8 protein-coding genes and 5 pseudogenes are annotated in these 11,984 nt (G+C 43.5%); 4 read left to right on the top strand and 9 right to left on the bottom strand.

Features of this window, described 5'->3' with window-relative positions; genetic code table 11:
* Positions 1-97 precede the first annotated feature (97 nt).
* Positions 98-694 carry a type 1 fimbria switch DNA invertase FimE gene (gene fimE, locus HEN33_RS22720; protein WP_000044720.1) on the bottom strand — a complete coding sequence of 199 codons (597 nt, stop codon included), beginning with the start codon at positions 692-694 and terminating at the stop codon, positions 98-100.
* Between the two features lie 477 nt (positions 695-1,171).
* Complete coding sequence (fimB, locus tag HEN33_RS22715; protein WP_000790582.1) at positions 1,172-1,774, bottom strand: type 1 fimbria switch DNA invertase FimB; 603 nt, start codon at positions 1,772-1,774, stop codon at positions 1,172-1,174.
* Between the two features lie 1,461 nt (positions 1,775-3,235).
* Here fimB and nanC point away from each other — a divergent pair.
* The 3 genes and pseudogenes from nanC to HEN33_RS27165 all read left to right on the top strand — a co-directional run.
* Complete coding sequence (nanC, locus tag HEN33_RS22710; protein WP_001295734.1) at positions 3,236-3,952, top strand: N-acetylneuraminic acid outer membrane channel NanC; 717 nt, start codon at positions 3,236-3,238, stop codon at positions 3,950-3,952.
* Positions 3,953-3,971: 19 nt separating this feature from the next.
* A complete protein-coding gene (nanM, locus tag HEN33_RS22705; protein WP_105288112.1) occupies positions 3,972-5,078 on the top strand; it encodes an N-acetylneuraminate epimerase in 1,107 nt (368 codons plus the stop codon).
* Between the two features lie 64 nt (positions 5,079-5,142).
* A pseudogene (locus HEN33_RS27165) lies at positions 5,143-5,709 on the top strand (sialate O-acetylesterase); the annotation flags it as partial.
* Positions 5,710-6,041: 332 nt separating this feature from the next.
* Here HEN33_RS27165 and HEN33_RS27160 read toward each other — a convergent pair.
* Positions 6,042-6,140, bottom strand: coding sequence for a hypothetical protein (locus tag HEN33_RS27160; RefSeq protein ID WP_422112305.1), 99 nt, complete (start codon positions 6,138-6,140; stop codon positions 6,042-6,044).
* 92 nt (positions 6,141-6,232) lie between these two features.
* On the opposite strand from HEN33_RS27160, the pseudogene HEN33_RS26510 reads away from it, so the two are divergent.
* Positions 6,233-6,438, top strand: a pseudogene (locus tag HEN33_RS26510) (phosphorothioated DNA-binding restriction endonuclease); the annotation flags it as partial.
* A gap of 267 nt (positions 6,439-6,705) precedes the next feature.
* On the opposite strand, the pseudogene yjhR reads toward HEN33_RS26510, so the two are convergent.
* From yjhR to cbtA, 6 genes and pseudogenes are all read right to left on the bottom strand, one after another.
* Positions 6,706-10,221: pseudogene (gene yjhR / locus HEN33_RS22695) on the bottom strand (helicase YjhR).
* 465 nt (positions 10,222-10,686) lie between these two features.
* Positions 10,687-10,815 (bottom strand): annotated as a pseudogene (locus tag HEN33_RS26980) (helix-turn-helix transcriptional regulator); the annotation flags it as partial.
* Positions 10,791-10,940, bottom strand: a pseudogene (locus tag HEN33_RS22690) (hypothetical protein); the annotation flags it as partial. The pseudogenes HEN33_RS26980 and HEN33_RS22690, both read right to left, overlap by 25 nt.
* Positions 10,941-11,024: 84 nt before the next feature.
* Positions 11,025-11,222 carry a DUF957 domain-containing protein gene (locus tag HEN33_RS22685; protein WP_000839249.1) on the bottom strand — a complete coding sequence of 66 codons (198 nt, stop codon included), beginning with the start codon at positions 11,220-11,222 and terminating at the stop codon, positions 11,025-11,027.
* Positions 11,223-11,233: 11 nt separating this feature from the next.
* The gene (locus tag HEN33_RS22680; RefSeq protein WP_001470575.1) at positions 11,234-11,722 is read right to left on the bottom strand and encodes a DUF5983 family protein; all 489 of its coding nucleotides are present in this window, start codon (positions 11,720-11,722) and stop codon (positions 11,234-11,236) included.
* The coding region (gene cbtA, locus HEN33_RS22675) for a type IV toxin-antitoxin system cytoskeleton-binding toxin CbtA (protein ID WP_115449481.1) at positions 11,719-11,984 on the bottom strand (266 nt) is incomplete at its 5' end. The genes cbtA and HEN33_RS22680, both read right to left, overlap by 4 nt.

Below are 11,984 nucleotides of genomic sequence, written 5' to 3'. Positions count from 1 at the left end.
CTTGAGAACAAATACAAAACTTTTTTATGATATGGACAGTTTGGCCCCAATTGTCTTATATTTCTTTATCTTTTCATATTATTATCAATAAGTTACATCAGGCATCTTCTCTTTTTAATTTTTCGTTTATGAGATTATTTCTTTCCCATAATCCGGCAAAACGTGCAGCATTACTGGCGGTATAACGCACAGTATGGCGAATATTTCGATGCCCGAGATAATCCTGAATTAAACGGGTATCTGCACCACGCTCCGCCAGTTCATAACCGCAAGCATGCCTTAACATATGAGGATGAGTCTGCGTCACGGTTCCAGCTTCAATACCGGCATCGCGAATAATGCGATAGGCCTGCTGGCGAGAAAGTCGACTCCCGCGGCGAGAAATAAATATGGCGTCGGTCTGGTCAGCGCCTTTCCAGTTAATACGTTCCTGGGTCCAGCGCTCCACAGCTTCACGCTCATCAAAACGTAACGGGTGAACGGTAGAAAATCCGTTCTTCAGTCGGCGAATATTTATTCGACCTTCGTTAAGGTCAAGATCCTGATAATGCAGATCAAGCAGTTCACTAATACGCATCCCATGCCGATATGCCAACAGAATTAGACAATAATCTCTGGCTCCCGTTGCCCCGTAACAAACCGCCTGCATCATGTCCTGCACTTCTTTACCGGTAAGATAACGACGTTTACTCACAATAGTAGTACTCCTGACTGAGATATATTTGAATGAATACCTATAGGAAACCTCAATCGGTTAAAATTAGCCCAATAGATAAAAAGATAACCACACAGGAAGTTATGTGGCTATCAGTCAATTACATTAAATATCATACAAAAATAAAATATCACTGATGTGACAACATCTATTTTCATTGATTTGATTCAATATAACAATAGATTGCAGCGGATTAACTTCCAGTTGCTTAAAAAATAAAGAAAAAAGTGCAGAAACAGGAGAACTTGAGTGATGTGTAAATTTATGAATGATTTTGTTTATTTATTTTGAAGAACACAAACCATTGTATTTTGTATGGATATGGTTAACTTAATGTTTATTATGATAATTAAGAATCACACTTACAATAACATCAATTAATAAATGGTTAATCATTTTTGATATATCGTAAGAATAATGTATTTTTTAACACCATCCCTGGTATCTCATCTATCTCTATAAAACTGCGTGATGCTGTCGTCCTCTGGCTCTATCCCAGATGCCGTAAAAACGCCCTGCATTGCTGGCGGTATACCAGACAGTATGACGAATATTGCGATGCCCAAGATAATCCTGGATAAGTCGTGTATCTATTCCCATATTCGCCAAAGCAAAACCACACGAATGGCGTAACATATGCGGATGAATCTCCAGTGATAACCCAGCATTACCACCAGAAGTCGAGATAATATGGTAAAACTGTTGCCGAGAAAGCGGGTTCCCCTTACGTGATAAAAATACCCACTCGCTCTCAGCATGCGGATACGAAGTACGGATACTCAACCAGTTTTTTAAAGCCTGAACTTCTTTGTTCAATAGCGGGTGCGTTGTTGAAAAGCCTTTTTTTAATCGATGGATATAGATACACTTTGCCTTAAGATCAATATCCGAAATCCTCAATCGGCAAATTTCACTCGCCCGGAAACCATGAATAAAACAAAGCAAAGTCAGACAATAATTACGTGCTGCATGAGGCCCGGTATTTGCTGCTTTAAGGAGTGACTCGATTTCACTATGGGTCAGGAAGTTCCTTTTTTTGTTATCAGCCTTATTCTTCATCGTTTTCCCTTATAATTACAGACGCGCACTAGCTGTGCTGGGTTAGCAATAATCCAACATTTTAATCCTGATTATGTTTATAAAAGCGAACGTTTGCTTAATAATTAACGTAAGTGGACCAGTTCTTCTGAGTGAACTTAAATGGAGTAGCGATAGTTACTTATAATAACTTTGCCATACAAACGCCATGCTCTTGCATGCTATGTACCTTTATATATTTATCAATGTGATACGAATCTAATAATAACCCTCATCATTAATGCAACTAATCTTATCTATATATCATGTGATATGTTCTGTAACAAGTAAAATCAACATAAAAAATTCAGCAAAATTTAATATTCGTTCAACTAGCCGTCTCACATATGACATTATTAGTCAACTGCATTTGCCACAAAATGGCTATTTCATGGAACGCAGTAATTTCTTAGCGTCTATTATCATGCTAATTCTTAGGTCCCTAGCGATTATTCCTGTCTGGTTCGTCAACTCACGCCATGAGATTGTTATATTCCTTTTTATCATGGAGATATGGGGGAAAGCAGGCGACGCTTTTTCATCTACATTCATTGGTAAATATGGCTTTGGTCACTACGTCTTAAACCTTCTTCAATCACAGCTATTCGCCGGGCGATACGGCAAACAAACTAAGTGAAGCATCATCCTGAAAACACCAATGCGTACTGAACATCAACAAGCCTCTCCTGATCGACTTCAGAAATGACCAGTTACAAGCCACAAACCTGGAAACATATTTCATGATGAGAATTATGCTCAGCCTGATGGCGGGTAAACACTTATTTTCACCACGCTCACTGAGTTAGCTTGCAAATCTTCCCTTGTTTAGACTCTAAATAAATTCAATATAAAACAGGTAATTAAACAAAAAACTTTGGTTTGAGAAGGCCTCCACAAGTGTTCGTTTAGCTTCACATGGCATCTTCTTCTTAGAAAAAGATCGACATATTTTGTGACGCGAATGGCAATTCTGGTTTTGTTGTATGGATTGTGTGATTTTCGATCTGGTATAACAGGTATAAAGGTGCACCACGAAGTCAATGAGACAGGGCATCTCGCAATCTATGGCAAACATCACTTCAGTTCTTTCTCATCGGGTGATGAAAACGCACTTCAGTCTGAAAGGAATATGAAAATGAGATCAACAGACACTCTATTTTATGACTCTGGATAAAATGGATTGAGTAAGTGATATCGCTTACGAACATACAAATCAATTAAACATCAGAAGAGATTTTATACTCAGGTATTTAATCTGGCTCTTTGTTTATTTAAATAATGTGGAGAGAGAATTTTCACAGGAGACCTTATACAAAAATATAAAATACAGCTACCCGTTACCAAAGACACTATAAGCCTGGCAAAAAATATTACACAACATAAATGCTAATTGTTTATGCGGGCTTTGTATTGCTTTCTGTATCCTACAAATGAGTGAAATTTATGAAAAAGGCTAAAATACTTTCTGGCGTATTATTACTGTGCTTTTCGTCACCATTAATTTCTCAAGCTGCGACACTGGACGTACGTGGTGGATATCGTAGTGGAAGCCACGCCTATGAGACTCGACTCAAAGTCAGTGAGGGATGGCAAAATGGATGGTGGGCAAGCATGGAAAGTAATACCTGGAATACCATTCATGATAATAAAAAGGAAAATGCCGCACTCAATGATGTTCAGGTTGAAGTTAATTACGCGATTAAACTTGATGATCAATGGACGGTGCGCCCGGGAATGTTAACGCATTTTAGCAGCAACGGCACACGCTACGGACCCTACGTAAAACTGTCCTGGGACGCGACAAAAGATCTTAATTTTGGCATTCGCTATCGTTACGACTGGAAAGCTTACCGACAACAAGACTTATCCGGTGATATGTCTCGTGATAACGTTCATCGTTGGGATGGATATGTCACTTACCATATTAATAGTGATTTCACCTTCGCATGGCAAACGACGCTATACAGCAAACAGAACGATTATCGCTATGCAAACCACAAGAAATGGGCGACAGAAAATGCATTTGTTCTACAATACCATATGACGCCCGATATTACGCCATACATAGAATATGACTACCTTGACCGTCAGGGTGTTTACAACGGCAGAGATAATTTATCGGAAAACAGTTATCGCATTGGTGTGTCATTTAAACTGTAGTAGACAGGAGACAGTCACAATGAATAAAACAATAACGGCGCTTGCTATCATGATGGCTTCATTTGCCGCAAACGCGTCTGTATTACCGCAAACTCCGGTGCCTTTTAAAAGTGGTACCGGAGCAATTGATAACGACACTGTCTACATTGGTTTAGGTAGCGCAGGTACAGCATGGTACAAGCTGGATACACAGGCCAAAGATAAAAAATGGATAGCGTTAGCTGCATTCCCTGGTGGACCGAGAGATCAAGCAACCTCTGCATTTATTGATGGCAATCTGTATGTGTTTGGCGGCATTGGCAAAAACAGCGAGGGCTTGACTCAGGTATTTAATGACGTACACAAATACAACCCCAAAACCAATAGCTGGGTTAAATTGATGTCGCACGCACCGATGGGCATGGCGGGCCATGTGACTTTTGTACACAACGGCAAGGCTTATGTTACTGGCGGTGTTAACCAGAATATCTTCAATGGCTATTTTGAAGATCTCAACGAAGCTGGAAAAGATCCAACCGCTATAGAGAAAATCAACGCCCACTATTTTGACAAAAAAGCAGAAGATTATTTCTTCAATAAGTTTCTGTTGTCTTTTGATCCCTCAACACAGCAATGGAGTTACGCTGGCGAATCTCCCTGGTACGGAACGGCTGGTGCGGCGGTTGTGAATAAAGGCGATAAAACCTGGCTTATTAATGGCGAAGCCAAACCAGGATTGCGAACGGATGCCGTATTTGAACTTGATTTCACCGGTAATAATTTAAAATGGAATAAGCTTGCTCCCGTCTCATCACCAGATGGCGTCGCTGGCGGTTTTGCGGGGATAAGCAATGACTCTCTTATATTTGCCGGGGGGGCCGGATTCAAGGGGTCGCGGGAAAATTATCAGAACGGTAAGAACTATGCGCATGAAGGCCTGAAAAAATCATATAGCGCTGATATTCATCTTTGGCATAACGGGAAATGGGATAAATCGGGCGAATTATCGCAAGGTCGGGCCTACGGAGTATCATTGCCCTGGAATAATAGTTTATTAATTATTGGCGGTGAAACTGCAGGCGGCAAAGCGGTGACGGATTCAGTTTTGATCTCTGTGAAGGATAATAAAGTCACAGTACAAAACTAATGCTTCAGGGCCCCAGTAAAGGGGCTCTGCTATCAATTTGCCATTTCAATTACGCGAAAATTATATGAACGCAATAATATCGCCCGATTATTACTATGTTCTTACCGTTGCCGGTCAGTCTAATGCCATGGCGTATGGCGAAGGACTGCCATTACCGGACAGGGAAGATGCGCCTCATCCCAGGATTAAACAATTAGCGAGATTCGCGCATACGCATCCCGGAGGCCCCTCATGTCACTTTAACGACATTATTCCACTGACTCACTGCCCACACGATGTTCAGGATATGCAGGGTTATCACCATCCTCTGGCAACGAATCATCAAACACAGTACGGCACCGTTGGCCAGGCACTGCATATTGCACGGAAATTACTGCCCTTTATTCCTGATAATGCAGGGGTTCTCATCGTTCCGTGTTGCCGTGGCGGATCGGCTTTTACCGCGGGCAGCGAAGGGACATATTCAGAACGGCACGGAGCCAGCCATGATGCTTGTCGTTGGGGAACGGATACTCCGCTATACCAGGATTTAGTCAGCAGAGCGCGAGCCGCACTGGCAAAAAATCCGCAGAACAAATTCCTCGGCGTATGCTGGATGCAAGGCGAATTTGACCTAATGACCAGTGACTACGCGTCACACCCTCAACACTTTAATCATATGGTTAAAGCCTTTCGTAGGGATCTAAAACAATACCATTCTCAGCTTAATAAAATTACTGACGCGCCGTGGTTTTGCGGCGATACCACCTGGTACTGGAAAGAAAATTTCCCTCATGCGTATGAAGCTATTTATGGCAATTATCAAAATAATGTTTTAGCCAATATTATTTTCGTCGACTTCCAGCAACAAGGTGCAAGAGGACTGACGAACGCGCCTGATGAAGATCCAGACGATTTAAGCACGGGATATTACGGTTCAGCGTACCGGTCAGCGGAGAACTGGACGACGTCACTGCGAAGCAGTCATTTCAGCTCAGCAGCCCGTCGGGGGATTATTTCTGACAGATTTGTAGAAGCAATTTTGCAGTTTTGGAGCGAAAGGTGAGCGGGGAGTTTATTCATGGGGGATGTCCTTGTCCGTTCCCAAAACAGGCAACAAAAAACAAATGAGATCAAGGTAATATCTCTTCACTTGCAGGCTCGAACAGCAGGCAATTGCCAATATAATAATCTGGCACAAGGGTGAAAAACGCGCACCGCATAAACCGTTGTTATTGCTTACAGATTAGCCGGATGCCTTAATAGACATCCGCGCCTTTTCGATTATGGCTCGGAAATCTACGAATCTCTGCACAGTTTACTGGAACGTTTTGGACCACAGCGTTCACAGTACCGACCTGATATGCCGTTCTGGCGATTATAAGGCGACGGATTCTGGCAAATAGACGATGATAATATGCTTAATGATGTTCAAAGAAATTAGGCCATCATTATATTATTGCTTGCATTTTCTTTCATTCCCAAAAGCACCCGCCATTAATCCCAGGCGCATTATGCAAAGGAAAATGATTAGGTAAACAATAAGATTTATAATCAGGAAAGGCGACTCGCAATAAAACGCAAAGTCGCCTTAACATTGGTAAAATATGCCCTTTACTACTCCTGTATCATGAACGGCTCATCACATTTAAAGCTGACGTTGATCCAGACTGCTATATATTGCCTTTATTTCATTTTTTACGCTTTCGCCACGGTACACCAAAGACGTATCGTATCGTTGATACTTATCTTCCCGTGCAGCACTGAACCAGTTAAAAGATCCGACACACAGCAGTTCTTCATCCTCAATCACAATTTTGCTGTGGACACGATTAACCAATTTCGTAGCGATACCCATCTTATTGAGCTTTTCAACAGCATCATTCAGCAGATGTTTTTTCTCCTGACGCTTATCATCATCGACATGCGCTATATTGCAGTTTTTATCCGTCACCACAGTAATATCAATGCCCCGGGAACGGGCCAAAGCCATTGATGCCAGAAATCCCGTTTGCTCCATTTTTTGCCAGGATAACCAAGGGGAAATAATCGTTATTTTCTTTTGAGCTCCGGCAAGAGTCTTGTTCAAAAATTCATCATGCTGCTCCACGCCATGCAGCGTTGAAATTTGTGTATGTGCGGAAATTAAATCCTGTCGTTTATGAAACTCAAATTGCAACGCATTATTATCTGAAGAAAAGAGATATTTTGCCAATAACCCTCGCGGCGAAAATGCGGGCTGCATCTCGATAAGGTCCATATCGCCAAATACCAGAAAACTATCTTTAGCGCGTGAGACAGCAACATTGAGGATACTGCTGTTGCTATCAAGAAACCTGCCATCTTCATGTTTTGAGTAGACTGGAGAAAAGAGAACAATCGCCCTTTCCGCCCCCTGCAAGGAGTGCACAGTCCCCACTGTCAGTGAACCCTCCTCGTCTTTGCCATTAATTTCCAGCTTACGCAATGACGTTTTGATAGCATTAACCTGCGCCGAAAATGGCGTCACAACACCAACAACTTTGTACAGTGGTTCCCCATAATGGCGCTCTATATCATCCTTATGTGCCACCAGCCATGCTGCTATTGTTTCAGCTTCAAGAGGGTTATAACGGCTCCCCCCATTTGGCTTCATGCCTCTACCATCAATATGTAAATATCCCATTGCGGGGAAAATCGTCCCTTTTTCCATCCCTCTTTTAGGCTGCAACTTACCGTGATAGCAAAGTGAGTTACAGTAGCCGATGATGTTATTGAAACAGCGACGATGCTCATACAGATACATTCCGCGCTCGAACTTGGGATCATACTGGTAGTGAGAGTTAAACTGGGCTACCTGCATTACGCTGCCAGATGCTGCACTTTTTCCAGACCCACACACGTGAGTATATGTATTTATTAACTCTTCCTGAGTGCCACCAGAAATAATATTCTCCTCAAGCATATTGCCCATATCAGTGACGGGTAGACAATTCCAGATTGGAGCTATTTGCTCCGTATCGCCAATCACCAGCGCTTTCTTCGCCAATGCAAAGGAAGCTGCAGCAACCTCCGGAAGTACCTGCCCGGCTTCATCGACAATCAGTAAATCAGCAAAGTTATATAAATAATTATTATCCGATGTTCTATCGCCACCAAAAGATTTTCTTCTGTTCATATGGTAAGGCAACATGTAGCAGGTCATCACCACACAAGGAGTAAGTTTCATTCTTCTTAGCCAACGAGCCTCGGCGATAGTTATCCCGGTAATTCCTTTTTCTTTTTGCAAATTATCTATAGCTGCCATATCAATCAGCCAACGCCCCTCCCAATAATGGGTCGCTACCAAGAACGCTGGAAAACGAATCTGAGTATCGGCAAGTTCATCCGCTCCTGAAAGATTCAATTCATCGTCACCTCTGTAACCCAAAGCATAAGTCAACTCACGCCATTGTTTTGCAGCTTCTATTTCGCGTCGGGCTATATCATTCGCATAGTTGATGTTCTGTTGGCACTCATCCTGCTCCTTTTGCGTTTTAGCAATCAAACTATCAATAAATTCATCAATATCTTCGGGATAATTTCCCTGGAACGATGTCATTCTTGTGCCAAACGTAGAGTCCAGGAAGAGGTTAATCTGGTAATGGCGTTTAGTACGAACAGCAGGAAGCCATGACAAAACCGCATACACTAGCGACTCATCAGCACGGTATTGCTGCCACTGCTTTTTACCTCTGGTTAAAAATGAAATTTCATTGCCAATATTGAGAAGACGTGTGTTTTCGTCCTGAAGATACTGGTCGAGATTCTCACTGATGGCTCGCTGTTCATGGCGGATATCATTAAGCCTGCGCCATGCGGGTTCGATTTGCTGAAGTTGAATAAACTGTGAAGTTAAACGTTCATGCAAAAGCGTCACTACATGCTCTGGTGAATTGCACTCTCCAGCTCCAAACGCCACCTCCGCTTTTTCAAGGTAAAATGCCCGGGCTTTTTCCAGATATTCCTGGGATTCAACGTGGTTAAAAAAATCTTCAGTCTGGTATTTCTTCGCAGCCTCAACCTGACGGCTTTAAGACGGAAAATAAGCGCCATAGCTTATTACCTCCGGCAACCAACGACCAGCCATTACGCCAAAACCAGTAGAGAAATCTTTTCCAAAGGCTTCAATAATATTGGTGACGGCCTGATTGTTAGTTGATGTGGCAATAATTACAGCAGGTTCAGCTTGATTAAGTGCGGCTCTAGTCCATTCGGTGGCGATAATAGAAAGCACCAGCGTAGTTTTACCCGTTCCCGGAGGACCGTTAACAGCGAGCATATCCCCCTGCTGTTGAGTCAGATAATGGCTCAGGGCATCGCGCTGCGCCACTGCCAGCGGAAACTTATCGCCGGAATGCCCCAGACGTTCGCAGAACATAGCATTCTTAGCGAGAAGTGGCTCTAGTGGAACCATTTCATTTGAGGCAAAACGCGTTAATAGAGGAACCTTAACCTGGCTCATCAGCAGATGGTCATACAAAGGCAGGATATGAACACTGGCCCCTACATGCTGGCTAGCTTTAACAATATAACCGTATCCAGCCCGTTCGTATGGCTCAGATGTAGCGACCCAATTTCCAGCGACGTTTCTTAAAAGGTTATCTGACTGTTGAAGATAATTTTGCCAATGCTGACGATACCTGGCATGGCGTTCCGCTTTCTCTTCGTCAGTTTCTTCGTAATGTTCTGGTTGACCTTCATTAATGGTGGCTGTGTTATGCGTAGTTTTGTATTTGTCATATTGCACCAATTCACCAATAGAAAAATGACCGGAAGGGAGAGGTTCAAGCAGATCGCGGGGAATAGTGGCTGAAGCGGCAGGAAACAAAAAACCTTCCCTATTAAGAAGAGCGGAGGTAACCAGTGGCGTAATAATTGCGGGTGCACCTGCCGTTTGCTCTTTGCCATGCTTTACAATGCGGTTCCACACCTGGGGCCGTAACACGACTTCAACGTTTTTTACAGACTCCCCTTCACCGTCAAAAAATGCCCGAATAGTTTCGTCATCCAACTGCCCTGCGGTGATATTTATCCACCGAATGAATGATTCTGTATCTTTACGTGAAAACGTTCCTTTGCCAGATTCGGCGTCAGCTAGGGAGTTGCGCCAGTATGAAGTGAATCCCAATGTATTGCTGTCCATTTCTCATTCCGTGACATAATAGAAATCATTGATTTCATTGATGTAAATATTACTTATGATTAAACATTGTCCACGATGCGAGCGCGATCGCAATAAATATTGTGCCTGGAGGATGGATTAGATTTTCTGAAAGAGCTAAATCCTTAATAGATAAACGCGTACATACTTGGTTCGGTATTCTTAAGGGATTTAATATGGATTGAACCAGGTTGACGTTAGTTGAAAAAAACAGTGGAAAAGATTTGTGTGGCGCGGATTTCAGGCATAAAAAAAGACCTCAGTTGAGGTCTATTTACATACTTTTGGTGCGAAGGCCGGACTCAAACATGCGATTTAACCTCATGATTTAAAATTGTTAATAATAAACAACACCATCCTATACCAACACAGATACCAACACGAAAAATCACTGGTTTTCGGCATCGAACCAGGACAATCAGGTCCTGATTGAGATACCGAGCTCTGTTACTCGTCATCTGCCTCGACAGGCTCCATTGCATCAAGTGGTACTCGCACCATCGCGATAGATCCAATCCGGATAAAAGCATCTTCCCCATCTATATCGGTTAACTGATATCGCTCACTTGATGCCGGATAATTGTGTCGATTGGCAACAGTGTACTCTTTCGTACAGCCAGAATGTGGCAGACTGAGGTGGAATAGATAACGTCCGTATGCCCGCTGACCACCTCCGGGCGGGAGAGTGTGGTATCTGACATCATCATTTTTCCTTTTGGTTTATAAACGAAAACGCCAGCCGTATTCAGGCTGGCGTCAGTGGAATGAAGTCTGGTGAGTGAGAGTCACCGGTTCTGGTGCAGAAGCTGCAACTGGCGCAGTGTACGGATATCTTCCCTGGCCTGTTCAATGCAGGGCAGCAGTGCTGCCGAATCCGTTTTATCCTCATCGTTGTCAAAGATAATTCCCGATTCGCAGTCGATATTGTCCTGCAGCCACGCAATCAGAATATCCAGCGCTGTTTCCGTGGTTAATGATTTCATGTTGTTTCTGGTTACCAGTCGAAAGTGGGTAAACCCGGCAGGCATTCAGCGCTGGCATCCAGATGAATGAGACTGACGCCATAACGTCGGGTAAGTGTGACAACCAGACGGCGGAACGTTTTTGACAGCCCCAGGCGTTTAAGCCGCAGAACCGGGTACGACCATGCATCGGTACGTAACAGATAGCCGCTGCCTGTAAAATGAATCCATTCTGATTCGCCGTCGTCATTAGTCTGGTGTGACAGCGAGTACAGCCAGGCGTTGTCTGTTTCCGTGATATGTGCGGTGCTGCAGCGTATACCGCTCAGGGCAGCGGAGGGTGGCATGCTGTCAGTTGTGCTCCGGTCAGATTCATCAACAACACGAAGGGAGTGACCGTTATCGCAGACCATGTTAATCAGTTCAGCGAGATTAACACCATCGACGTCAACGACAATTCGCCCCATGTTCAGTGCCTGTACGTTAACGCTGTCAGCTTCCAGCGTCAGGGCCAGTTTCATCGTTTTGCCTCCGGATGCTTCCCCAGGGTAATGTTATTTACCGTTATGTAATTGTCGCGGGTCATCAGGCCTGTTGCCCGGCGAGCCCGGAGGATATCGATGCTGTTTATTAACTGAGAGCGGGTACAGGCGCTGAATCCCGGCTGGTCGGTACGTACCAGGGCGTATTTTTCAACGAGAAAGTTCACCGCATCACACAGTGAAATACCTGCCTCAATATGCTGCTCAATCACACGTTCATCGGCAAACGGTGTGTCATTCA

It is taken from the genome of Escherichia sp. 94.0001 (genome assembly GCF_013369155.2).
In the GTDB taxonomy this organism is placed as follows: domain Bacteria; phylum Pseudomonadota; class Gammaproteobacteria; order Enterobacterales; family Enterobacteriaceae; genus Escherichia; species Escherichia coli_F.
Note: the sequence above shows the minus strand (reverse complement) of the source record. Positions and strands in the feature narration are given on the sequence as shown.